General features: G+C 56.5%; 21 protein-coding genes. 14 read left to right on the top strand and 7 right to left on the bottom strand.

The features are described from left to right. Positions 1 to 71: 71 nt before the first annotated feature. Entirely contained in the window at positions 72 to 425 is a 354-nt protein-coding gene (locus OK412_RS09745) for a DUF6404 family protein (protein ID WP_031292988.1), read from the bottom strand. A gap of 109 nt (positions 426 to 534) precedes the next feature. Beyond that, positions 535 to 1,347 (bottom strand): DeoR/GlpR family DNA-binding transcription regulator, encoded by an 813-nt coding sequence (locus OK412_RS09740; RefSeq protein ID WP_010245789.1) that lies wholly within the window; start codon positions 1,345 to 1,347, stop codon positions 535 to 537. A 352-nt stretch (positions 1,348 to 1,699) separates the two neighbouring features. On the opposite strand from OK412_RS09740, the gene OK412_RS09735 reads away from it, so the two are divergent. From OK412_RS09735 to OK412_RS09705, 7 genes are all read left to right on the top strand, one after another. Continuing rightward, on the top strand, positions 1,700 to 2,497 hold the full coding sequence (locus OK412_RS09735) for a GolD/DthD family dehydrogenase (protein WP_010245786.1): 798 nt from the start codon (positions 1,700 to 1,702) through the stop codon (positions 2,495 to 2,497). 55 nt (positions 2,498 to 2,552) lie between these two features. After that, a complete protein-coding gene (locus OK412_RS09730; RefSeq protein ID WP_010670004.1) occupies positions 2,553 to 3,488 on the top strand; it encodes a D-ribose ABC transporter substrate-binding protein in 936 nt (311 codons plus the stop codon). A gap of 45 nt (positions 3,489 to 3,533) precedes the next feature. Then, the gene (locus tag OK412_RS09725) at positions 3,534 to 4,145 is read left to right on the top strand and encodes a DUF2291 family protein (RefSeq protein WP_010245779.1); all 612 of its coding nucleotides are present in this window, start codon (positions 3,534 to 3,536) and stop codon (positions 4,143 to 4,145) included. 10 nt (positions 4,146 to 4,155) lie between these two features. Further along, a complete protein-coding gene (locus OK412_RS09720) occupies positions 4,156 to 5,688 on the top strand; it encodes a sugar ABC transporter ATP-binding protein (RefSeq protein WP_033757441.1) in 1,533 nt (510 codons plus the stop codon). Between the two features lie 227 nt (positions 5,689 to 5,915). After that, positions 5,916 to 6,983: an ABC transporter permease gene (locus OK412_RS09715; RefSeq protein WP_264353116.1), complete on the top strand. Its 1,068-nt coding sequence runs from the start codon at positions 5,916 to 5,918 to the stop codon at positions 6,981 to 6,983. Positions 6,984 to 6,994: 11 nt separating this feature from the next. Next, the gene (locus tag OK412_RS09710; RefSeq protein ID WP_010245769.1) at positions 6,995 to 7,792 is read left to right on the top strand and encodes an SDR family oxidoreductase; all 798 of its coding nucleotides are present in this window, start codon (positions 6,995 to 6,997) and stop codon (positions 7,790 to 7,792) included. Positions 7,793 to 7,965: 173 nt separating this feature from the next. Further along, the gene (locus OK412_RS09705) at positions 7,966 to 9,399 is read left to right on the top strand and encodes a YchO/YchP family invasin (protein ID WP_171820329.1); all 1,434 of its coding nucleotides are present in this window, start codon (positions 7,966 to 7,968) and stop codon (positions 9,397 to 9,399) included. Positions 9,400 to 9,670: 271 nt separating this feature from the next. On the opposite strand, the gene OK412_RS09700 is transcribed toward OK412_RS09705, so the two are convergent. The 3 genes from OK412_RS09700 to OK412_RS09690 form a co-directional block, all read right to left on the bottom strand. Continuing rightward, positions 9,671 to 9,871: a hypothetical protein gene (locus OK412_RS09700; protein ID WP_194709459.1), complete on the bottom strand. Its 201-nt coding sequence runs from the start codon at positions 9,869 to 9,871 to the stop codon at positions 9,671 to 9,673. A 102-nt stretch (positions 9,872 to 9,973) separates the two neighbouring features. Continuing rightward, positions 9,974 to 10,468 carry a MarR family winged helix-turn-helix transcriptional regulator gene (locus OK412_RS09695; RefSeq protein ID WP_010245760.1) on the bottom strand — a complete coding sequence of 165 codons (495 nt, stop codon included), beginning with the start codon at positions 10,466 to 10,468 and terminating at the stop codon, positions 9,974 to 9,976. A gap of 321 nt (positions 10,469 to 10,789) precedes the next feature. Then, positions 10,790 to 12,334 carry a methyl-accepting chemotaxis protein gene (locus tag OK412_RS09690; protein WP_010245756.1) on the bottom strand — a complete coding sequence of 515 codons (1,545 nt, stop codon included), beginning with the start codon at positions 12,332 to 12,334 and terminating at the stop codon, positions 10,790 to 10,792. A 552-nt stretch (positions 12,335 to 12,886) separates the two neighbouring features. Between OK412_RS09690 and OK412_RS09685 the strand changes: the two genes are divergently transcribed. After that, the gene (locus OK412_RS09685; RefSeq protein ID WP_052271691.1) at positions 12,887 to 14,443 is read left to right on the top strand and encodes a putative bifunctional diguanylate cyclase/phosphodiesterase; all 1,557 of its coding nucleotides are present in this window, start codon (positions 12,887 to 12,889) and stop codon (positions 14,441 to 14,443) included. Positions 14,444 to 14,519: 76 nt separating this feature from the next. Here OK412_RS09685 and OK412_RS09680 read toward each other — a convergent pair whose 3' ends face one another. Continuing rightward, positions 14,520 to 15,593 carry a porin gene (locus OK412_RS09680; RefSeq protein WP_022625766.1) on the bottom strand — a complete coding sequence of 358 codons (1,074 nt, stop codon included), beginning with the start codon at positions 15,591 to 15,593 and terminating at the stop codon, positions 14,520 to 14,522. A gap of 927 nt (positions 15,594 to 16,520) precedes the next feature. Here OK412_RS09680 and OK412_RS09675 point away from each other — a divergent pair. From OK412_RS09675 to spy, 6 genes are all read left to right on the top strand, one after another. Continuing rightward, entirely contained in the window at positions 16,521 to 17,741 is a 1,221-nt protein-coding gene (locus OK412_RS09675) for an aspartate aminotransferase family protein (protein ID WP_010245746.1), read from the top strand. Further along, positions 17,738 to 18,769 carry an arginine N-succinyltransferase gene (gene astA / locus OK412_RS09670; protein WP_010245743.1) on the top strand — a complete coding sequence of 344 codons (1,032 nt, stop codon included), beginning with the start codon at positions 17,738 to 17,740 and terminating at the stop codon, positions 18,767 to 18,769. The genes OK412_RS09675 and astA overlap by 4 nt, the downstream gene beginning before the upstream one ends. After that, on the top strand, positions 18,766 to 20,235 hold the full coding sequence (gene astD / locus OK412_RS09665; RefSeq protein WP_264353115.1) for a succinylglutamate-semialdehyde dehydrogenase: 1,470 nt from the start codon (positions 18,766 to 18,768) through the stop codon (positions 20,233 to 20,235). The genes astA and astD overlap by 4 nt, the downstream gene beginning before the upstream one ends. Next, positions 20,232 to 21,560 carry an N-succinylarginine dihydrolase gene (gene astB, locus OK412_RS09660; protein WP_264353114.1) on the top strand — a complete coding sequence of 443 codons (1,329 nt, stop codon included), beginning with the start codon at positions 20,232 to 20,234 and terminating at the stop codon, positions 21,558 to 21,560. The genes astD and astB overlap by 4 nt, the downstream gene beginning before the upstream one ends. A gap of 50 nt (positions 21,561 to 21,610) precedes the next feature. After that, complete coding sequence (astE, locus tag OK412_RS09655; protein WP_033771611.1) at positions 21,611 to 22,606, top strand: succinylglutamate desuccinylase; 996 nt, start codon at positions 21,611 to 21,613, stop codon at positions 22,604 to 22,606. 308 nt (positions 22,607 to 22,914) lie between these two features. After that, complete coding sequence (gene spy, locus OK412_RS09650) at positions 22,915 to 23,409, top strand: ATP-independent periplasmic protein-refolding chaperone Spy (RefSeq protein WP_264353113.1); 495 nt, start codon at positions 22,915 to 22,917, stop codon at positions 23,407 to 23,409. Positions 23,410 to 23,482: 73 nt separating this feature from the next. Here spy and cho read toward each other — a convergent pair whose 3' ends face one another. Next, positions 23,483 to 24,343 (bottom strand): excinuclease Cho, encoded by an 861-nt coding sequence (cho, locus tag OK412_RS09645; protein ID WP_010245728.1) that lies wholly within the window; start codon positions 24,341 to 24,343, stop codon positions 23,483 to 23,485. Between the last annotated feature and the right edge of the window lie 4 nt (positions 24,344 to 24,347).

The following is a 24,347-nucleotide window of genomic DNA, read 5'->3' as shown; positions in this document are numbered from 1 at the left end:
AGTACGTGCTTACAGTGGAGGCACCATCGTGCAGGTGCACTGTATAAAAGACGATGGAGCTTTAGCTGGCTTTAAAGCTCCTCCCACACAGGCAGGTTGTGAACCTTTTTTCGATATGCGTGAAACAGTGCCATTGTCGTACCGAAGAACAGACCTGCGATCAGATTGGGTATCAGCGAATAGTTGTCGTCAGACACGCCCGGAAGAGAAGGCAATAAGAGCAGCAGTGGCATCATAAGCGTGTACATGCTGGCAAACACCACAAGATTGAGCCAGAAAGGAGTGAAACTCGGGGGTGGAAGATGGATATTCATTTTCCATAACAAACGATGTAATGGCGGAGCAGAGTTACTCGGCCATATTTTCTTCGCTGCCATCAGGGCTAAAGCCCGCGCTTTCCTGCGCTCGAAAATCTCGTTTTTCATCGTTTTATCATCCGTTACATCCCTGCTTAGCATTCGCTCTGGAGCGTAACTTAATCCTGTGGCTGTCTGATGACAGCGAGTGGCTGAATCGATGTTGTTTCAACAAGCATTACATCGCCCGCTTCAGCGGCAGCGGGGCCACCAGCACTTTCACGCCTAGTGCTTCAAACGCTTTTACCTGCGCAGTGCTGATGCCGCTGTCGGTGATCAGGTAGTGGATATTGCTCCAGTCACAGGGCAGCGCGAACATCGAAACCTTGTCGATTTTGCTGGAGTCAGCGACCACGTAAACCGTGCTGGCGGATTTGATCATCGCCAGCTTTACCTTGATGTCGGTTTCACTGGGGAAGCTCAGGCCCAGACGCGGTGAGATGCAGGCGGTCGCCAGGAAGAGTTTACCGGCCAGCACGTTTTCGAAGAAGCTGGCCGCCTTTTCGCCGGAGGTAGAGAGCGTCGGAAATTTAAAGGTACCGCCGGTCAGCAGGATGTTGATCCCCGGCTCGCCGCCCAGTTTCAGGGCGATATTCACCGCGGTTGTCACGACCGACAGGCGGCGGATGTGGCTGATGGCATCGGTGATCGCGGTGGTCGTGGTGCCGGAATCGAAAATCACCGTGTCGCCATTTTCGATATGCTGCGCCGCCAGCCGGCCAATCGCCTCTTTCTCTTCCAGATGTGTCTGCCGCTCCAGCAGCATCGCCCCGGTATTCTGTTTGCCCGTCATCAGCGTCGCGCCACCATGGTAGCGCTGCACAAAGCCCTGTTTTTGCAGCATGCGAAGGTCGCTGCGTAAGGTGGCTTCGGTCAGTCCAAAGGTCTCCGTCAAAGCTTTCACCGTGACCGTGCCATCCTCACGGATCATCTCCAGAATTTTCTCGCGGCGTTGCTGCATGTCAGCGAACTGCTCACTTTTGCTTTTCAATCGAAATGCTCCCTTTTCCAATAACCTGAGAAGTCGGGCGAACAAGGTCTTTGTGGCTGAGTTTAACGCGCCATTTTTATGAATGCGAGATAGCCTGATCTGCCTTTGGTTTTCGAACGAAAATATAAAATGTGCAGGTTATTGAATCTCTCACGCTTTCCGGATTGCAACCAGCTGCCTTTATTTCGGGACTGGAAGCCAGATCACGTCTTTTCAATCAGATAAGCCGCTTTGCAGGGCAGATGGTCGAAATTTGATCTGCTCCACACAACATTTCTTTTCGATAGCTTATATTTTTGTTCGAAAATGAGTGAGTCAACGGCATCGGCAAAAATCTGAGGGGAAGAGTGGGATGAGTGGTGAATATGACGTAAACCTGCGCTACGGCGTGGATACCGCAATGAATCTGGCCGGCAAAGTGGCCGTCGTGACCGGCGGGCTGGGCGGTATCGCGATGGCGACCAATGGCATGTTGCTGGAGAAGGGCGCGAGTCTGGCACTACTCTATCCGCCGTTTGAAGCAGAGAAGGTGGCCAGCCTGAGGGCAGATTTCCCCGTCGAGCGGGTGCAGTTTGTCTGCTGTGACGTTACCGATCCCGCGTCGGTTGAACAGGCTTTTGACGATGTGGTTTCCCACTATGGCCGGATCGATATCCTGGTGAACTGCGCAGGCTACGTGATGCTGCAGCCGGTGATCGAGACCGATTTTGCCGAGTGGCAGAAGCAGATTGCGGTGAATCTCACCGGGCCTTTTCTCTGCTCACAGGCCGCCGCACGGCTGATGATCCGTGCCGGTGCGGGCGGCAAAATTATTAATATCGCTTCCCAGGCGGCATCCATCGCTATCGACAACCATGTCGCCTACACCTCAGCCAAAGCGGGCCTGCTGGGCATGACCAAAGTGATGGCCAAAGAGTTTGCCCCGCATCGCATCAACGTTAACACCCTGTCGCCCACCGTGGTGCTGACGCCGATGGGCGAAAAGGCCTGGCGCGGCGAGAAGGGCGAGCAGATGAAGAAACTGATTCCGCTCGGACGCTTTGCCTATACCGATGAGATCGCCGCTGCGGTGCTGTTTTTCGCCAGCAACGGCAGCGACATGATCACCGGCGCCGATTTGATGATCGATGGGGGCTTTACCATCTGGTAAGGCCAATCCAGCACCCGGGAATTCATACCCTGCCATAACGATAAGAGAGAACATCATGAAAAACCGTACTTTGCTGTGCACTGCCGTGGCTGCCTGTCTGGTTTCGCAGGCGGCGTTTGCCGCCGAAAAGGGCACCATTATGATTCTGGTTAACTCACTCGATAATCCCTACTACGCCTCCGAAGCCAAAGGCGCCAATCTCAAAGCGCAGGAACTGGGTTACAAAACAACGGTGCTGTCGCACGGTGAAGATGTGAAAAAGCAGAGCGAACTGATCGACGCCGCTATCGGTAAAAAAGTGCAGGGTATCGTGCTGGATAACGCCGACTCCACCGCCAGCGTGGCGGCGATTAAAAAAGCCAAAGATGCCGGGATCCCGGTGGTGCTGATCAACCGCGAAATCCCGGTGGATGATGTGGCGCTGGCACAGATCACCCACAACAACTTCCAGGCGGGTTCAGACGTTGCCAACGTCTTTGTTGAAAAGATGGGCGAAAAGGGCAAATACGCCGAACTCGCCTGTAACCTGGCGGATAACAACTGCGTGACACGCTCGAAATCGTTCCATCAGGTGCTGGATCAGTATCCTGATATGCAGAGCGTGGCACGGCAGGATGCCAAAGGCACGCTGATCGACGGCAAGCGCATTATGGACAGCATCCTGCAGGCGCATCCGGATGTGAAAGGGGTGATCTGCGGTAACGGCCCGGTGGCGCTGGGCGCCATTGCCGCGCTGAAGGCGGCCGGTCGCAACGATGTCATCGTGGTGGGGATTGATGGCAGCAACGACGAACGCGATGCGGTGAAGGCGGGCACGCTGAAAGCCACGGTCATGTTGCAGGCGCAGGCGATTGCCGCTGAAGGGGTGACCGATCTCGATAACTTCATTCAGAAGGGCGTGAAGCCGGAAAAACAGCGGGTGATGTTCCGCGGCATTCTGATTACCCCGGAAAACGCTAAAGGTGTACAGGACTTTAACTACAAGTCGTAATTAAACGCTGTCGCGCCTGCGAAAGCGGGCGCCAGGGAGAAGATGATGTCCCGAAGAGTCTGGCTGACGCTGGTGGTCTTGCTGTTAAGCGGCTGCAAAATTGTGTCGCAGCAGGAGCTGGCTGCCCTGAAAAATCCCCCCAACCCGAAAATGGCGAACATCGACCAGCTCTGGCAGCAGAAACTGGTGCCGCAGGTTCAGGCAGAGGCTAAACCGCTGGCGACGCTGATGAAGTCGCTTCAGTCTGCTAAAGACTTCGACAGTGCCTGTCAGAGCTACGGCTATCGCAGTCAGGCTGAGAATCCCTGTGTCTTCAGCGTCTCGGTTAGCGGCGAGGTGACCGCCGTAAATACCACGTCACGCAGCGGGAAGATGACCGTGAAAGATGAATCAGGTGACAGTGTCACAATCCAGGTAGGGCCAATCATTCGTGGCACCGCTTTGCGGGATGTCTACAAAGGCGTGAGCTATCAGGACTTCAATGACCAGGTGCTGTTTGGTGATTACGGCAAGGCGATTAACCAGCACGCCTCCACTCTGATGCAGCAGTTTGCGCCGAAGGTGGGCGATAAAGTGAGGGTTTCCGGCGTGTTCAGCAGCTGGGACATTCCGCAGCAGCTGCCGGATATCACTCCGGCTGCGATCACCCGGCAATAAGGAGCGGCAGATGCAAAATCCTCAACCGCAACAGTCCGGCGACGTGATTATCGAAACGCGCAACGTGTCGCGTCTTTATCCCGGCGTGACCGCGCTCGATCAGGTCAGTTATCGGGTCTACCGCAATAAAGTTAACGTGCTGATCGGTGAGAACGGTGCCGGTAAGTCCACCATGATGAAGATGCTGGCGGGTGTAGAGACGCCGTCCTCGGGCGAGATTCTGCTGGATGGCAAGGTGGTGTCGCTGAACTCCACGCATCAGGCGGAGAAGCAGGGGATCAGCATCATTTTTCAGGAGCTGAATCTGTTTCCCAACATGAACGTGATGGACAACATCTTTATCGCCAATGAGTATTTCCAGCGCGGGGTGATCAATGAAAAGTATCAGTACGCGCTGGCAAAGTCGCTGCTGGAGCGGCTGCAGCTGGATGTCGATCCTTACGCGCCGCTGGGTGAGTTGGGTATTGGTCATCAGCAGCTGGTGGAGATCGCCCGGGCGCTGTCGAAGGATACCCGGGTACTTATCATGGATGAACCGACCAGCGCCCTGAGCCAGTCTGAAGTGAAAGTGCTGTTTAACGTCATCGATCAGCTTAAGCGGCGCGGTGTCACCATTATCTACATCTCTCACCGGCTGGAAGAGCTGATGGAGATTGGCGATCACATCACCATTTTCCGCGATGGCCGTTTTATCAGTGAGCGCGAGGTACGGGACGCCAGCGTGCCGTGGATTATCGCCCAGATGGTGGGTGACAAGAAAAAGCAGTTCGACTATCAGCCTGCGCCACAGGGGGAAACGGTGCTGGAGGTAGAGGGCCTGACTGCGCTGCATCAGAACGGCGGTTACAAGCTTAATGACGTCAGTTTTACGCTGCGCAAAGGCGAGGTGATCGGCATTTATGGTCTGCTGGGTGCCGGACGCACCGAGCTGTTCAAGGGGCTGATTGGCCTGATGCCCTGTCAGTCGGGCCGGGTACGTTTAGCGGGCAGGGATCTGGCGAAGCGCAGCTTCCAGCAGCGGCTGAAAAGTGGCATAGCGCTGGTGCCCGAAGATCGCAAAGGCGAAGGGGTGATTGAACTGATGTCGGTCACCGCCAACATGACTCTCTCTGACTTCAGCCTGCGCGGTTTTCGACGTGCGCTGGGGCTGTTGAATCCTGCCAGGGAGCAGCAGCGGGTCAGTGAGATGATCGGCCATCTGGCGATTAAAGTCAGCGATCCCGACCTGCCGGTTACGGCGCTGAGCGGCGGTAATCAGCAGAAAGTGGTGCTGGGTAAAGCGCTGATGACCGGGCCACAGGTGGTGCTGCTGGATGAGCCAACGCGCGGTATCGACGTGGGTGCCAAAACCGACGTCTATCACCTGATTGGCAGTCTGGCACAGCAGGGGCTGGCAGTGATGTTCTCCTCGTCTGAACTGGATGAGGTGATGGCGCTGGCGGACCGCATTTTAGTGATGGCCGATGGCCGGATTACTGCCGATCTGCCGCGCGCAGCGGCGACGCGAGAACATCTGATTGCGGCATCAACCCCGCAGGATTAAGAGCCTGACCCATCAGGCTATTTTATTTGTCCGTCTGAACCTGGGCAGTGGTCACACAGGCTGCTTTAGCAACCTGAACGCCCGTCAGGGCGGCCCTGAAGGGGCGAGCACAGCGAGTAATCCTGACGTACTGCGTGTACGTGCCGGTTGTTCCGCGCTGTCCGTGTCCAGACTGCCTGAAACCATTACGCCTGGCGGGCCAGGCTCTAAGCTGGCCGGAGAATTTCATGAACCAAAAATATCTGCTCTATATGTACCTGCTCAAGGCCCGCACCTTTATTGCGTTGCTGATTGTGGTCGGCTTTTTCAGCGTGATGGTGCCGAACTTTCTCACCCCCTCTAACCTGCTGATCATGACGCAGCACGTGGCGATTACCGGCCTGTTGGCCATTGGTATGACGCTGGTGATCCTGACCGGCGGTATCGATCTCTCGGTGGGTGCGGTCGCCGGAATCTGCGGCATGGTGGCGGGCGCACTGCTCACCAATGGCATCCCGTTGTGGGGCGGCAATACGCTGTTTCTCAACGTGCCTGAAGTGATTCTGGTGGTGGCCATCTTTGGCGTGCTGGTAGGACTGATTAACGGCACGGTGATCACCCGACTGGGCGTCGCACCCTTTATCTGCACCCTGGGCATGATGTATGTGGCGCGCGGTGCGGCGTTGCTGTTCAACGACGGCGGCACCTACGCCAACCTGGTGGGAGTGCCCGTGCTGGGCAACACCGGCTTTTCGCTGCTCGGCTCCGGCACCGTACTGGGCGTTTATCTGCCAATCTGGCTGATGCTCGGCTTTTTACTGCTCGGCCTCTACCTGACGCGCAAAACCCCGCTGGGTCGTTACATCTACGCCATTGGCGGCAATGAGTCCGCCGCGCGACTGGCGGGCGTGCCGATTATCAAGGTGAAAGTCTTTGTCTACGCCTTTTCCGGCCTCTGCGCGGGACTCGTCGGGCTGGTGGTGGCCTCTCAGTTGCAGACCGCGCACCCGATGACCGGCAACATGTTTGAGATGGATGCTATTGGTGCCACCGTGCTGGGCGGCACGGCGCTGGCAGGTGGACGTGGTCGGGTTTCCGGCTCGATTATTGGCGCTTTCGTTATCGTCTTCCTGGCGGATGGCATGGTGATGATGGGCGTCAGCGATTTCTGGCAGATGGTAATTAAAGGTCTGGTGATTGTGACTGCGGTAGTCATCGACCAGTTCCAGCAACGTCTGCAAAGCAAAGTGGTGCTGCTGCGTCGCCATGAAAAAAAGCAGCAGGCAGCCCCCCTTACTGATGTTCGTCACAGTTAACAGGAGCGATTATGAGCCGCGAACAACGTGGAAAAACAGTGGTGATAACCGGTGCCTGTCGTGGCATCGGGGCCGGGATCGCGGCGCGTTTCGCCCGCGACGGGGCCAGGCTGGTGATGGTGTCGAATGCTGACCGGGTGTTCGCTACAGCCGACCAGCTTCAGCAGCAGTATGGCAGTGAGATTCTGGCGCTGCAGGTCGATATCACGGATGAAGCTGCGGTGCAGCAGCTCTATCAGCAGGCCTTTGAACGCTTTGGTCAGATCGACGTCTCGATACAGAATGCGGGCGTGATCACCATCGACCGCTTCGACACCATGCCGAAAAGCGACTTTGAGCGGATTCTGGCGGTTAACACCACCGGCGTCTGGCTTTGCTGCCGTGAAGCGGCGAAATATATGGTGCAGCAGCGCAGTGGCAGCCTGATCAACACCTCATCGGGGCAGGGACGACAGGGCTTTATTTACACGCCGCACTACGCCGCCAGCAAAATGGGGGTGATAGGCATTACCCAGAGTCTGGCGCTGGAGCTGGCGCCGTGGAACATTACGGTCAACGCTTTTTGCCCTGGCATCATTGAGAGTGAGATGTGGGATTACAACGATCGCGTCTGGGGCGAGATCCTCAGCAGCGAGGAGAAAACCTACGGTAAAGGGGAGCTGATGGCGGAGTGGGTGAAAAACATTCCGCTGAAGCGTGCCGGTCAGCCGGAAGATGTCGCCGGACTGGTGGCCTTTCTGGCATCAGAGGATGCGCGATACATCACCGGGCAGACCATCAATGTGGATGGCGGGTTGATCTTCTCCTGATGCGGTGAGAGATCGCAGGCCTGCTGTAAACGCAGGCCTTTTTCTGACCCGGACTTTTCTGTTATATGCACAATTCGCCGCTGCTGTCCTGCATCGCCGTCACAATATGTTAAGGTAATAGCTGATGATTTTTGTTTAATTGCAGCTACGAACTAATCAATGTGCCGGGTGACATGATACGGAAAACAGGGGTTCTCTCTTTGATTGCGCTGTCGCTGACTGCCACGCAGAGCGCCCGCGCCTTCCAGACTGAAACAGCGGTGTCAGAGACGCCATTCGACAATCCTGCGCGCTACAGTCAGTCGCTGCCGACGCTCGGCGGTGCCAGCGATCAGGATGAAGAGTGGAGCAAAAAGCTGGCGGCCGTGGCCAAAAGTATCGGTGAAGCGAGTAACAACAGCGACAGCAATGTCACGTTTGGTCAGCAGGCGGGCGTCTGGGCGTTCAATCATCTGCGCGATGAAGTGGCCGATCGGGTTGAGAGCGAAGGGCAGTCACTGCTTTCCCCTTACGGCACCGCGCAGCTGGATCTGAAAGTCGACATGAACGGAAACTTTACCGGCACCGGCGGCGATCTCTTCAGCGCACTGGCCGACGAAAACAGCCGGCTCACCTTCAGCCAGCTTGGTCTGCACGATACCGGCGATGGCCTGGTTGGCAATGCAGGACTGGGGCAACGCTGGGATGCCGGTGACTGGCTGCTGGGTTACAACGGCTTTGTTGACCGCGTGTTCAGCAGCGGCCTGCAACGCGCCTCTGTGGGCACGGAAGCGTGGAGCGATTCAATGCGCTTCTCGGCCAACTACTATCAGCCGCTTTCCGGCTGGAAAAATCTGGGCGATTCGCAGCAGCAGCGCATGGCGCGCGGCTACGATATTACCAGCCAGAGCTATCTGCCCTTTTATCGTCAGCTGGGCGTTTCGGTGAGCTATCAGCAATATCTGGGTGAGAATGTCGATCTGTTTAACAGCGGCAACCGCTATCACAATCCCTCCGCCATGTCGTTTGGCCTCTCTTACACTCCCGTGCCGCTGGTGACGCTGTCCGCTACCCATAAAACCAGCAGCGCCGGTGAGAGTCAGGATCAGCTGGGGCTGAAACTCAACTATCGCTTTGGCGTGGCGCTGCGACGTCAGCTCGATGCCGGAAACGTCGCTGAGGCGCACTCCCTGCGCGGCAGCCGTTACGATACCGTCACCCGCAGCGATACGCCGGTGCTCGCTTTCCGTCAGCGCAAAACGCTGTCCGTGTTTCTGGCAACCCCGCCCTGGCAGTTAAGCAGTGGCGAGAGTCTGCCGCTGAAGCTGCAGGTGCGCGCCAGCAATGCTATCAAGGCGGTAAGCTGGCAGGGCGATACGCAGGCGCTGAGCCTGACACCTCCGGCCAATAACGCCGATCCGCAGGGCTGGAGTGTGATCTTACCGCAATGGGATCCGTCGCCAGACGCCAGCAACGAATATCGCCTGTCGGTAACGCTGGAGGATAGCAAGCAGCAGCGTGTGACCTCTAACTGGATCACCCTGAAAATTCAGCCACCGATGACCGTGGACGAGGCCCCGCAGAACGATCGTTATGATTTGATGGCACCCGGTGGCACCACACTTTAGCAGGAATGCTTTACTGCACAGAAAGGATAGGGGGGAGTTAATAGCGGCGGTGGTGTGCAGACGGCGTTGTTAACGTCTGCAGGCCCGACAGCGGTTACTGGCAGAGATAAGTTGTCGGGATGACGAAGGCGCGGCAGAGTGACATCACTATTGATCCTGAAATGAGAGCGGGAACCACTGGGTGAAAGCAGGAACGACGCTGCGCAGCGGGCAGGGTATTTATATTAAGAAGGCGCGGGCAGCGCCGCTGTTTAGCACAGCGGCCCGGTTATCAGTTAACCATGCTCATCACAATACGCACCGCTCTGGCGTAGACTTCTCGCTGACCGTTTACCGACCGTGCCTGCTGATGCTGCAGGAATGCAATTATGTCCTGTAAGCCTGCCGTCTTGCCTGACTTCAGCAGGCTCGACACGGCCTGCCCTACAACGGCATGGACGTCAGCCATATCTGCCGGTTTATCGGTACTCAATTGAAACTCCAGCGCAACCGTTCTGTTGAATAGCACCTGAAGAGGTAACACTCAGGCGATTCAGCTTTATCAGCCTGGTCACAGGTTTTTTATAAGCCAGCATCATGGCAGGGCCTTAAGCAGCTTTTCACGCAGCGTTGCCACCTGGGTTGTCAGCTCACCGAGTTCACTACAGGCGGTATCCATCACCGAGATCATATCAGCCGGGACGCCAGCCGCCGCGACTTTAAGCTGGTGGCCCTGTTCTGTCAGGGAGATCAGCACCCGGCGCTCATCATTTCCCGTGTCACGCTGGCGGCAGATAATGCCCGCGCTTTCAAGCCGCTTCAGAAGCTGGCTGAGCGTGCCGGAATCAAGCCGGACGCGTGCACCAATATCAGAGACGGTCAGGCGATCTTTCTCCCACAGCACCAGCAGCACCAGATATTGCGGATAGGTCAGACCCAGCGGTTTTAACCGCGACTGATAGAGCTTTGTCATGGCAAGTGAGGCGGAATAGAGCGCAAAGCAGAGAAACTGGTCGATGGTTTCAGGCGCTGCACTGGCGGGAGGCGTATCGGAGATCCCCGCGGGTTCGTCATTCATATCTTTACTCATTCTGAGTCCGGGGTGGGACAGCCAGACCCCAGGCTGTTGGTCAGCCGTGAAATCTCGCGAATAGTATCTCGGGGAGATGTTGATTTCGGCAGCATCTCTTTCTGGTGTAAGACACCAGACTTTTAAGCGCTATCGCAGCGGGAGAAAAAGCCTTTAGCTGCGCCGCCGATTGAAAGTCGGCACAGTATTGAGTCAAATTAAATTGAAGTCAACATAACCGGTCGCAACCCTTGCGCACAACGTGCGCCGGGTGCAACGCAGCTAAGATCGGCAGGACAATTTCAGCATTTAACCCAGGCTGAAGCCGCCCGCCGATACGGCTTATACGGTGAAGGTCTCTACCATGCCGCGCAGGTCGCGCGCCTGGGCCAGCAGTGACTGCGATGCAGAAGAGGACTCTTCCACCAGCGCGGCGTTATTCTGCGTGACGCCATCCATCTGACTCACCGCAATACTGACCTGGGAGATGCCCTGCATCTGTTCACCGGAGGAGAGGGAGAGGTTGTCCATAGCATCGGCCAGTTCACCGACGCGGCTGACAATCTTCAGGATGCGCTCACCCGTTCCGGCCGCTACGGTCACGCCATCCTCGACCTGCGTCACGGCCTGCTCAATCAGCTGCTTAATGTCGCGTGCTGCGGTGGCGCTGCGCTGGGCCAGTGAGCGGACTTCACCCGCAACCACGGCAAATCCGCGGCCCTCTTCACCAGCGCGCGCGGCTTCTACGGCGGCGTTGAGCGCCAGAATATTGGTCTGGAAAGCGATGCCTTCAATCACCGACGTAATATCGCGTACCCGAACGGCACTCAGCGAAATGTCATGCATGGTTTCTGACAGGCGCTGGACATCTGCTTCGCCCGCCTGGGCCAGGGTGGCGGCCTCGCGCGCTGAACCGGCAGTCTGCTGCGCGCCCGCGGCGTTGCTTTTTACCGTGGCGGTGAGCTGCTCCATGCTGGCGGCCGTTTCCTGCAGCGCAGCAGCCTGCTGCTCGGTACGGGATGAAAGCTCGGTATTGCCCTGCGAAATCTCATCGGCCGCCAGCGCCACCGAGGCGGATGCCCCTTTGATCTGCGTAACCAGTTCGCGCAGGTTGGTCTGCATGCCGCTGAGCGACGCAAGCAGGCTGGTGCTGTCGCCACGGCGCAGCGTGACCGGCGAGGTGAGATCACCGGCGGCAATCGCAGCAGCCAGCGTCTGAGCCTGCACCGGTTCGCCGCCCAGCTGGCGCATCAGTATCCGCACAATAAACGCGCAGGTGACGACGGCAGCCAGCACGGAGAGCACCGCCAGGATGATCAGTATCCAGGTGGTGCGGGCGATAGCGATGCCGTTATCCACTACCGCATCCCGGCTGCTGCGCATCTCAAGCTCGGTCAGATCGTTTATCGCCTTCAGCAGGCTCTGCTGAGCCGGACGCGCCACCTTTAACAGATAGTCGGTGACCTCCTGCTGACGATTTTCCATCCCCAGTTTCCCGGCGGTCATCAGCGTGGAGAGAGCGGCCTCTTCAGTGGACTCGATTCTGCTCATCGCCTCCCGTCCTGCCTGTCCGGGGTCGGTCTGCATCATGCCTGAGAGTGCTTCGCGGTTGCTGATATAAAGCGCGCGCTGTTTTTGCAGACGTTCCCATTCTGGCTTCATGGCAACGGGATCGGTCAGCAGAGCAAGGTTACGCACCGCGATTGCCATATCCCGCACGCCACCGCGCATATCCAGCACCGTCTGGTACTTTTTCAAACGGACATTAACCACCTCGTCCATACCATCGCGAGCGCTATCCAGCGCGTGAATCGCGGTGCCGGTACAGATAATAAACAGCAGAATAAGCAAGCCAAAACCTGCGCTAAGGCGCGTTGAAATTTTCATCTCTCGTTCCGAAAGAGTTCATTGGGTAAACCGGTATCGGCAGGCGAGAGAACTTCTGGAGAGTTACGTTTAACTAAATTGTTCGCTATTTAATTTAACGAAATTAAAAACTGCACGTATACCCACCCCGTTATGCCACAAAAATCGTAACGGGAGTGATAACGAAATTCCGGCCAATATCCTGATAAATCGCTTTTTATCGCCTGACGAATGTGCGCCTTTTCGCGCTTTGTAGCCGCGCGATACGCCAGCGTCATAACCCGTTAAAAACACCGGAATGCACAAATTTAACCGGACGGGCCTGTTAATCTGGCTGCTGCTGCCGATAGAACACTATTCGACATTGATGACGTAACCGACACGCATCGGGCTTCGCAGAACGTCTGCCTCACTGCCGTAAGGCGGGTGAGAACGTGCGAATGCGATGAGTAAAAATAGCGGAGGGGTGATAATTGTCGGCAGCTTAGCAGACATTGTATGAGAAGTACGCCCCGGTTTTTTACTGAAAATTAAAACAAAACTCTGACACTTTCCATCACCGGGAACTAACGCATGCGCCTGAAACTTTTCTGGCTCGCAATGCTGAATATTGCGACCATCATTTTACTCTCCACGCTGTGGGAATTCGGGCTCGAGGCGTGGATCTCCAGCCTGCTGGGCCTGAGCTATGATCCCGATTTTGAAACCAGCGAGCGGCTGCGGTTTATCCTGACCTCCACCTCGTTTGCCGGACTGGCAATGATTATTCCGGCGCTGCTTATCGCGGGTCTGATCCACAACACGCTGCGTGCGGAAAAAAATGCGCTCAGGCTGGCCGGAACTGATGCGCTGACGGGAGTCATGAACCGCCGATCGTTCACTGCACACATTGCTGCGCTTGATGCCGACGGGACGCCCTACACCCTGACGCTGCTCGACATCAATGACTTTAAGAATATCAATGACCTGAACGGTCATCGTCAGGGCGACGCCACGCTGGTCGCGCTGGCCAATCTGCTGATCGCTTCGGCGGATACCGGGAGTCAGGTGTTTCGCATCGGTGGGGATGAATTTGCCATTGTTGCCCAGGCTTCACAGGCAGATCAGGCGCTGGCCGCCGCCGAAAGCTTCTGCCAGCATGCGGTATCCATCCGGACCGGTCCGCACACCTTCCTGAGCCTTTCAGCAGGCATCGCCAGCTCAGCCTGCACGGGTCAGGCCGATGTCGTGCGGGCGGCGGATCTGGCGCTGTACGAGGCGAAGCAGGATAAGTGCGCCTGTCTGGCACGATTCTCCCCGGACATGGAGCTGCGCTTTCGCCAGCGGGAAAGGCTGGAGCAGGAGGTTGTTGCCGCCGTTAGCGGACATGCCATCGTTCCCTTTCTGCAGCCGCTGGTTTCACTGCGCACTGGTAACATTACCGGCTTTGAGATACTGGCGCGCTGGATCACTGCGTCCGGTCAGACGGTTTCACCTGCAGAGTTTCTGCCAGTGGTGGAGCGGCTGGGGTTGATGGACAGCATGACCGTGGCGCTGCTGCAGGATGCTGTCAGTGCAACCCGGGCATGGCCAGCCGGGCTCTGCCTGTCGCTGAACATTACCCCGGAGCAGTTGCTGAGACCGTCGCTGACCAGCTGTTTGTCCAGCATTATGCAGCATGCCGGGCCGGTAATGCTGGAACTTGAAATCACCGAACAGAATGTCATGGCCATTTCTGACGATGCCCGCCAGGCGATCCGTCTGCTGAAAGAGGCCGGTATCGGAGTGGTGCTGGATGATTTTGGCACCGGCTACTCCAACCTGTCGGTTTTGCTGGGGCTGGGTATTACCAAAATCAAAATTGACCAGACGTTTATCGCCGGAATCGTGACCGGATCTGAGCAGCGAAAAGTGGTGGAAACGCTGCTGGCACTCTGTCAGGGGCTTAATGTGATCATTACTGCTGAGGGCATTGAGGATGTTGCCACGCTGAGGTGGCTGAGAAAGCGCGGCTGTGATTATGGTCAGGGATATCTCTTCAGCCGTCCGGTTCCTGCCGGGCAGGCCACCACGTTGCTGGCGTCCGCTAACGTGGAGGAATTGATGCAGGAAGAGGCGATGGCCGTTAGCTTAGTCAGGTCGCTGGGCTGAAAGCGCGTAACACTCTCTGTGGTCGTGTTTAAAACAAAAAACGGGCCCGGCGGTCAGAGCCGGGCCCGCTGTCACATCAGAACTGGTAAATCAGACCCAGGGCTGTGATGTCGTCGGTCGCCAGGCGAAGCGGATTGTTATCTTTCAACAGGTTGATGCGGTATTCACCATAGACCGACATGTTCTTGTTGAAGTAGTAAGTGGCACCCACGGCGGTGTATTTAATGATGTCGGCATCGCCGATATTCTCAATTTCCTTGCCTTTGGATGAGACGTAACCCACGGACGGACGGAAGCCGTTCAGGAACTGATACTGCGCCACGGCTTCAAAGTTCTGCGCTTTGTTAGCGAAACCGCCAGTAATTGGCGTGGCGTTCAGCGTTTCACCGTACATGGCAGCCAGATAGACCTGGTTCGCATCATATTTCACCGAGGTCGCCCAGTGCTGGGCTTTTTCGCCTTCTCCGCGTGCGGCAGCGTTCTGCGCCGTGGTGCGATCCAGGCTGGCAAACGCGCCGGCAAAACTCAGGCCGAAATCGAAGTCATAGGAAGCGGAGAGGGCGAAGCCGTCGCCGTTGGAACGACGCACGCCGTCAATGTTACTGCTGCGATCGTTTTTGCCCTGATACTGCGCGGCAAGGTTTAAGCCGTCGACCAGACCAAAGAAATTGCTGTTACGCCAGGTCAGCACACCGGTTGAGCGGCCAGAGAGAAAGGCGTCGGTATAACCGGAGTCGCCGCCGAAGAACGGCAGCATATCGGTATAACTCAGCACGTCATAGACCAGGCCGTAGTTACGTCCGTAATCCAGCGAACCCGCCTCGCCAAACTTCAGGCCAGCATAGCCCAGACGGGTACGGTTGGTGGCCTGGGCGTCACTGCCCTCGGAGTTATGCAGACTGTACTGATACTGCCAGAAACCGTAGCCGGTAAGCTGGTCAGTAATCTTTGTCTCGCCTTTAAAGCCAAAGCGGGCATAAGAGGAGGTATCACCATCGTTGTTGTTATCGTCAGAAAAGAGGTGTGACACGTTAATCTTGCCGACCAGATCCAGCTTATTGCCATCCTTGTTATAAACTTCTGCGGCCTGCGCGGAGGAGAGACCGATCAGTAACGGCATGACAGCCGCCAGTAAAGTGCGCTTCATCATTTAATTATTACCCTGTATTCATTAATTATTATTCCCCTGGTATGGGGTGAAAAGAAAATGACACAAAAAGGTAAAACTACAAAGTGCAATAAAAGTAACAAAATGTGATGTCTATATTCAGCTGATGAATAACAGCCAGGAACAGAAGATTAAATTGTAAAGTAATAAGATTTTCTTCTAATAAGTAATCATGAGTTATCTGATTTTATATATATTTATCAATGGATTGTATTTGTGTGTAGTGGTCTTAAATGGGCTTTTTTTGTACATTTTTAAATCAATATAACCCCTGATTTAATTATGGGTGATTATCCGCTAAGAATAGCCTTATAAGGCTTTTATCCTAACCATTAGTCTGCGTATTAATATTTGTTCATCTTTCTGGAATATTCTTTCTGGCCCGATAATCACCTCCGGAATAATAGTCAGAGTTGCTGATTAAATATTGATCAGCCTGTTTATAAAATAGCCTGAAAAAGATACGCAGATTAATGTGTCTGCAGGGGGAAATGAAAAACTTTTGTTAAATAAAACTAGGGTGTTCTGACATTTCCGGGCGAGTTCCCCGCGTAATGGCTGCACCAGCGCGAGGCAAACTGCGCTAAAACAGGGCAGTGGAGGGGCTTTTCTGGAGAGATAATTTATCAGCGATCACAAAAGCGATATTTCATCCCGTGAATGCATAATTCTGCTGTTTAAAACCCGGTTCTGGCGCTGCAATCAGACAACTATTCACTATATATGCAAATTAAGTGAATATTGTCAGCATGTAACTCATTGATATTACGTCGTGAAGACCATTTTATGCATTAATTCTCTGGCTGGCACGTTAACTGCACTCTACAGTAGGGCTGCACTACAACATCTTTTAACAATTTTAAAACATAAGCTTTACCCGGCCGGTAAAGTAAAGCAGGAGAGTGGGTTATGGCACTGCACGTTTCACGTCACGATTTCGATCAATGGATGATGCCGGTTTATGCGCCTGCGACTTTTATACCGGTTCGCGCGGAAGGCTCCACCGTCTGGGATCAAAACGGCAAAGATTATATCGACTTCGCCGGTGGCATCGCCGTCAATGCGTTAGGGCATGCGCATCCGGCATTACAACAGGCGCTGCAGGAACAGGCCGCACGTTTATGGCATACCGGTAATGGCTACACCAACGAACCGATCCTGCGGCTGGCGAAGCAGTTGATCGATGCCACCTTCGCTGACCGGGTGTTCTTCTGTAACTCCGGGGCGGAGGCGAACGAAGCGGCGCTGAAACTGGCGCGCAAGGTGGCACATGATCGTGTTGGTCCGCATAAAAGTGGCATCGTGGCGTTTAAGAATGCATTTCATGGCCGCACCCTGTTTACGGTAACAGCCGGTGGTCAGCCCGCTTACTCAAAAGATTTTGCGCCGCTGCCGCCAGAGATCCAGCATGCCCCGTTTAACGATCTGGCGGCGGCGGCTGAACTGATTAATGACCATACCTGCGCAGTCATTGTTGAACCGATTCAGGGTGAAGGTGGCGTGCTGCCTGCCGATCCGGCGTTTCTGCGTGGATTGCGTGAGCTCTGTGATAAGCATCAGGCTTTGCTGATTTTTGATGAAGTGCAGAGTGGCGTTGGCCGTACCGGTTCGCTTTATGCCTACATGCATTATGGCGTCACGCCGGATGTGCTCACCAGCGCCAAAGCGCTGGGCGGCGGCTTCCCGATTGGTGCGATGCTGACGCGCGAAGATCTGGCGCTGGTGATGGGCGTTGGCACCCACGGCACCACCTATGGCGGCAATCCGCTGGCGGGCGCAGTGGCAGGTAAAGTCATGGAGCTGATCAACCAGCCTGAACTGATGGCGGGTGTAACAGAACGTCACCAGTGGATTGTTGCGGCACTGGATGAGATCAACCAGCGTCTGCATCTGTTTAAAGAAGTGCGTGGTCTTGGCCTGCTGATTGGCGCGGTGCTCAGCGACGATTTTGCCGGTAAAGCCAAAGCGATCAACCTTGCCGCCGCGGAAATGGGCGTCATGGTGCTGATTGCGGGTGCCAATGTGGTGCGTTTTGCCCCGGCGCTGAATATCAGTGAGCAGGAAGTGAAGCTGGGCATGGCCCGCTTTGCCGAAGTGTGTGAAAGCCTGGTGCGAGGGTCAACATCATGATGGTAATCCGTCCGGTTGAACGCGATGACTTAAGCCAGCTGATGGCGCTGGCGGGCAAAACCGGTGGCGGGCTGACCTCGTTACCGGTTGATAGCGCGACGCTTCAGGCGCGTATCGATCGATCGCTGCAGACCTGGGAGGATTCTCTGCCACGTGCCGAACAGGGCTATGTCTTTGTGCTGGCCGACAGCGAAGATAACCGCGCCGTCGGTATCTGCGCCATTGAGGTGGCGGTGGGTCTGCAGGATCCCTGGTACAACTTTCGCGTCGGTACCCAGGTGCACGCCTCAAAAGAGTTGAATGTTTATGCCGCGCTGCCCACTCTGTCGCTGAGTAATGACCATACCGGCAGCAGTGAGCTCTGCACGCTGTTTCTCGATCCCGATTACCGTGATGGCAAAAACGGCTATCTGCTGTCGAAGTCACGCTTCCTGTTTATGGCCAGTTTCCGTGAACGTTTCACCAACCGGGTGGTGGCCGAGATGCGTGGCGTCAGCGATGAGCAGGGCCATTCGCCGTTCTGGGAGAGCGTCGGCAGCCGCTTCTTCTCTATGGAATTCAGCAAAGCGGACTTCCTTAGTGGCACCGGACAGAAATCGTTTATCGCTGAACTGATGCCGAAACATCCGCTCTACATCGACTACCTGACACCGGAAGCGCAGGCGGTGATTGGACAGGTCCATCCGCAAACCGCGCCTGCGCGGGCTGTACTGGAAGCGGAGGGCTTCCGCTACCTCAATTATGTCGACATTTTTGATGGCGGCCCGACGCTGGAGTGCGATATCGATCATATCCGCGCCGTGCGTAAAAGCCGTCTGCGCAGCGCAGAACGGGGCGAAAACCCGGCTGATGCACCGCTCTGTCTGGTTGCCAATAGCGATTATCGCCAGTTCCGTGTGGCGCTGATTCCGGCAAAGGCTGACAGCGACAGCGTGCAACTCACGGATGAACAGATGCGGGCGCTCCATTGCCAGCCGGGCGACAGCCTGCGCGTGGTGACGCTCTGCAAAGAGGAGAAAACAGCATGACACATCTGATAAATGGACAATGGCTGGACGGTGACGCTGAGATTCTGACGAAAGCGGATCCGGTCAGCGGCGAGACGTTATGGCAGGGTCACGCGGCATCAGCCGCTCAGGTCACCGCAGCCTGTGAGGCGGCGCGCGACGCATTTCCAGCCTGGGCCAGACGCCCGCTGGCGGAACGGCAGGCGATCGTCGAGAAATTTGCCGCCGGGCTTGAGGCGCATAAAACGGCGCTGGCGGAAACCATCGCCCGTGAAACCGGCAAGCCGCGCTGGGAAGCGCTGACCGAAGTGGGCGCGATGATCAACAAAATCGGCTTTTCGGTGAAGGCCTACCATAGCCGCACTGGTGAACAGCATGAAGGCGAAAGCTCGCTGCGCCACCGCCCGCATGGGGTACTGGCGGTGTTTGGTCCCTATAACTTCCCGGGACATCTGCCAAACGGCCATATCGTTCCAGCGCTGCTGGCGGGCAACTGTGTGGTATTTAAACCCAGCGAACTGACGCCGCTGACCGCCGAAAAAACCGTTGAGCTCTGGCTGGCTGCGGGCCTGCCTGCCGGCGTGCTGGCACTGTTACAGGGCGGACGTGAGACTGGTCAGGCGCTGGCCAACTGTCAGCAGATTGATGGCCTGCTGTTTACCGGCAGCGCCCATACCGGCTATCAGCTGCATCGCCAGTTTGCCGGTCAGCCTGAAAAGATGCTGGCGCTGGAGATGGGCGGTAACAATGCCCTGATTGTTGAAGATCCGGCGGACACTGATGCGGCTGTCAACATCACGTTGCAGTCAGCCTTTATTACCGCCGGTCAGCGCTGCACCTGCGCGCGGCGTCTGCTGGTCAGACGCGGCGATGCAGGGGATGCGTTTCTGCGGCGACTGGTGGAGGTGGCGGGGCGACTGCAACCCGCCGCCTGGAATGCTGAACCGCAGCCGTTTATGGGCAGCGTGATCTCCACCGGCGCAGCAGAGAAGATTATGGGTGAGTGGCAACGGCGGGTTGAGGCGGGCGGCGAGGTGCTGCTGGAAATGCGCTGGCCGGATCGCCACAGTGCCATCCTGACGCCAGGTATTATCGATTTAACCGGCGTGCAGGGCATTCCGGATGAAGAGGTCTTTGGTCCGCTGTTAGGCATAGTCCGCTATGAGACATTTGAAGAGGCGATAGCGCTGGCGAACCAGACCCGTTATGGCCTGTCGTGTGGATTGATCTCACCGTCACGTCAGCAGTTTGATCAGCTGCTGCTTGAAGCGCGTGCTGGTATCGTCAACTGGAACAAACCGCTGACCGGCGCAGCCAGTACCGCACCGTTTGGCGGCATTGGTGCCTCGGGCAACCATCGCGCCAGCGCCTGGTATGCGGCGGACTACTGCGCCTGGCCGATGGCCTCACTGGAGACGCCTGACCTGACGCTGCCCGCCACGCTGTCGCCGGGCCTCGATTTCTCCACCCAGGAGACGACGTCATGAAGGCAACCGAGGCCAACTTTGATGGGCTGGTGGGGTTAACACACCACTACGCCGGGCTGTCGTTTGGCAACGAAGCCTCGACCCGCAATCAGCTGCAGCCGTCGAATCCCCGTCTGGCGGCAAAGCAGGGGTTGCTCAAGATGAAAGCGCTGGCCGATATGGGCTACGTTCAGGGGGTGATCCCGCCGCATGAGCGGCCCAATATTGCGGCGCTGCGCCAGCTCGGCTTTGGTGGCAGCGATGAGCAGGTGCTGGCTGCGGCCGGCAAAACTGCGCCGGGATTACTCTCCGCCGTCAGTTCAGCCTCGGCGATGTGGGTCGCCAATGCTGCCACGGTCTCGCCGTCAGCGGACAGCCTTGATGGCCGGGTTCACCTGACGGTGGCGAACCTTAACAACAAATTCCACCGTGCGATAGAAGCGCCGGAAACGGCCTGGCTGCTGCGTTCCATCTTCCGCGACGATCGCCATTTTGCGGTGCATGATGCTTTGCCGCAGGTGGCGATGTTTGGCGATGAAGGGGCGGCGAACCATAACCGACTGGGCGGCGCCTATGGTGAGCGCGGCGTGCAGCTGTTTGTCTATGGCCGCGACAGCAGCCATGAGGGCAAAGCCCCGCAGCGCTATCCGGCACGTCAGACCCGGGAAGCCAGCGAGGCGGTCGCCCGTCTGCATCAGCTCTCACCGGAAAGCGTGCTGTATGCGCAGCAGAATCCTGCGGTGATCGATCAGGGCGTGTTTCATAACGATGTGATTGCGGTAAGTAACCAGCAGATGCTCTTCTGTCACCAGCACGCCTTTGTTAATCAGCCTGAACTGCTGGCGCAGCTTCGGTCGCGCGTTCCCGGTTTTGTGGCACTGGAAGTGCCGGAAAATCGGGTGTCAGTGAAAGATGCGGTGGAGACCTATCTGTTTAACAGTCAGTTGCTGAGCCGTCCCGACGGCACCATGATGCTGGTGCTGCCGGAGGAGTCACGTCAGCATCCGGGTGTCTGGCGCTACCTGTGTGAACAGGTTGAGGCTGACACGCCACTCAAAGCCCTGAAGGTGTTTGATCTGCGCGAAAGCATGTATAACGGGGGTGGTCCAGCCTGCCTGCGTTTGCGGGTGGTGCTGACACTACAGGAGCAGCAGGCAGTGAATCCGGCGGTGCTGATGAACGATCGGCTCTTCAGCACGCTGAATAACTGGGTTGACCGTCATTACCGCGATTGCCTGACCCAGGCCGATCTGGTCGACCCACAATTGCTGCGTGAGGGACGCGACGCGCTGGATGAACTGACGAAGCTGCTAGACTTAGGAAATGTATATGCATTTCAGCAGTGAAGGAGGGGGCAGCACAGGCTGCCGCCTGCTCAGGGCGAAAAGGAGGAACGATGCAGGACTTTTTACAGCAAACGCTCTCCGGCGAGGTGCCGCGTAAGCGTAGTGGTGAAACGGCGCATCTTCGCTGGCAATGGTTGTATCACGGCATACTGTTGATGGAGCCGACGGTGCCGGTTAAACAGGCGCTGGTGCTCTCTGCCGGGATCCACGGCAATGAAACGGCCCCGGTAGAAATGGTGAACCAACTGGTTAATCCGCTGCTGCGGGGCGAAAAGCCCTTACAGCAGCGCATGCTGGTGATTCTGGGTAATCCCTCAGCGCTACGCACCGGTAAGCGCTATGTGCGTTATGACATTAACCGGCTGTTTGGCGGACGCTGGCAGCAGATTGATGATGGTGATGAGGCCCGCCGCGTGCTGCGGCTGGAGCAGGCGCTGGAGACCTTCTGGCAGCTGGGCGAGTGCGATGAAACGCGCTGGCATCTCGACATGCACACGGCTATTCGTGGCTCTTATCATCCTCAGTTCGGCGTAATGCCGCATAATGAACGCCCCTGGCCGCCCGCGTTTCTTGACTGGCTGGCCGCTGCCGGGCTGGAAGCGCTGGTGTTCCATCGCTCGCCGGGCGGCACCTTTACCCACTTCAGCTGCGAGCACTTCGGTGCGGCCAGCTGTACCCTGGAGCTGGGCAAAGCGCTGCCGTTTGGCGAAAACGATCTCAGTCAGTTCAGTGCGGCACAGCAGGCGCTGGCGTCTTTACTCTATGGCGAAGCGCTGCCTGCGGCGGCGGTCAGACCGCGTCACTATCGGGTCGCGCAGCAGATCACCCGACTGAGTGAGCACTTTACGCTGCATATGTCGCCGGAAACGCTGAACTTTACCGCGTTTCCACAGGGGACGTTGCTGGCGGAAGATGGTAGCACCCGCTATTACGTGCAGCAGGCGCGGGAGTATGTGCTATTCCCTAACCCTAACGTGGCCGCCGGGCTGCGTGCCGGACTGATGCTGATTGAAGAGAGCGAACAGACTCAGGCGCTGCCGGTCTGATAGCGGTTGTTAACAGCGCAGACCCTCGGCGCTAAAAAACCGACAGGAAAAGTGGAAGATCGGCTTCCGCTTTCCTGTCGTAACCCTTACACTCCTCCATGATTTCTGCCAAATTCGCTTTAAATTCATAAACATTTTCAATTCCTCACGCCTTTCTTCTTATTCTCTTCATGATTGCCCGATTTTTATCTTTTATGCTTTCACGGCTTTACTCAGGCTCTGAGTAGTTGACGTTCAGCGTCGTATGCTTGTTTCCGAAGACGCGACAGAGTGCTGTCGTCATTATCATGAATTATAAGGACACTATTATGCGCAAACTGACTTCCCTTTTACTGGCTTCTTCGCTGGCGTTTGGTGCAGCCAGCGCCGTCCATGCAGCCGCTGACAACCTGACTCCACCGCCAGCAGGCAGCGAAAAAGCGATGCACAAGCCGCCAATGCGCCACGGCATGGAGATGATGTTTAAAGGTCTGAACCTGACCGACGCGCAGAAAACTCAGATGCGCGACATCATGAAAGAGAGCCACAAAGATATGAAACGCCCGTCACTGGACGAGCGTCGTGCGGCCCACAGCATTATTGCCTCTGACAGCTTCGACCAGAGCAAAGCAGAAGCACAGGCAGAGAAGATGTCCGCCAATGCCAAAGAGCATGCGCTGAAGATGCTGGAAACCCAGAACAAGCTCTATAACGTGCTGACGCCGGAGCAGAAAAAACAGTACAACGCTAACTTTGAAAAGCGTCTGACTGAGAAAGGCCCGCAGGAGGGCAAAATGGCACCGCCAGCAGAACCGGCTGAATAACACTCGTTAAGCGAACGGTCTGAGACCGCCGGCGCTGTCCACTGAAGGTGAGTGGGCAGCGTCGGCGGTTTTTTTATAGCGGCAGAATAGGGTAGGCACCTGACAGAATCGGGCGGCAGAGGATTTTGTAGCCGTCATGATCAAAACCGCCTTTGGGCCGCTGCAGTTTTCTGGCCTCATCCATGCTGCTGACCGAACCGAGATAGAACCAGTGGTCGATAACGTGGATCTGCGTCATCTCTTTGCCTTCCTCCACCAGCCCCACGGCACCCTGCCATGGCCAGCAGAACACCCGCACGTTTTCCAGCGCCTCCAGCAGTCGATCCTGATGATCGCTGACCGGCTCTTTTCCACAGCAGGCCCCGGCGCAACGGCGCAGTGCCGAGCGGAAGCAGCCTCGCCCCGCACTCAGCGCTTCCAGACCCAGCAGGCCATGACAGAGCTGATACTCATCCGCGAGCTGCTTGAGCCGTTCCAGCGCGGCGAAGCGACTGCGATAGAGCCCAAACAGGTTGGGGGACTGGCTGAAATCGAGGTCTTTTGCATAGACCACATTCGGTTTGCCGTCGGTAATCTGCAATGAACAGAGCTGCCGGTTTTTGCGCAGTCGCTTATTGAACAGCGGCTGCTGGGTTTTGATCATCTGCGCTTCCAGCAGCAGCGCGCCGAGGTCGCCCGCGGTAGGGATCCAGCTTACACGCCGCGACTGGCGCAGCATTTTCGCCTCATCCGGGGTGCGGAAATGGGACATCACCCGCGAACGCAGATTCACACTTTTACCGATATAGAGCGGCAGCGACTCACTTTCGCCATGAAAGGTATAGACGCCAGGATGATTTGGCAGGCCTTCCAGCCATTCACGCAGGTGTTCGGGATATTGATAAATTGCATTCGCGTCGGGTTCGGGGCGAAGTATGGCAGAACGTCTGACCAAGATG

The organism is Pantoea sp. JV6, assembly GCF_025910055.1.
In the GTDB taxonomy this organism is placed as follows: Bacteria; Pseudomonadota; Gammaproteobacteria; order Enterobacterales; family Enterobacteriaceae; genus Pantoea; species Pantoea agglomerans.
The sequence above is the reverse complement of the archived record's forward strand: the minus strand, read 5'-3'. Positions and strand labels throughout refer to the sequence as shown.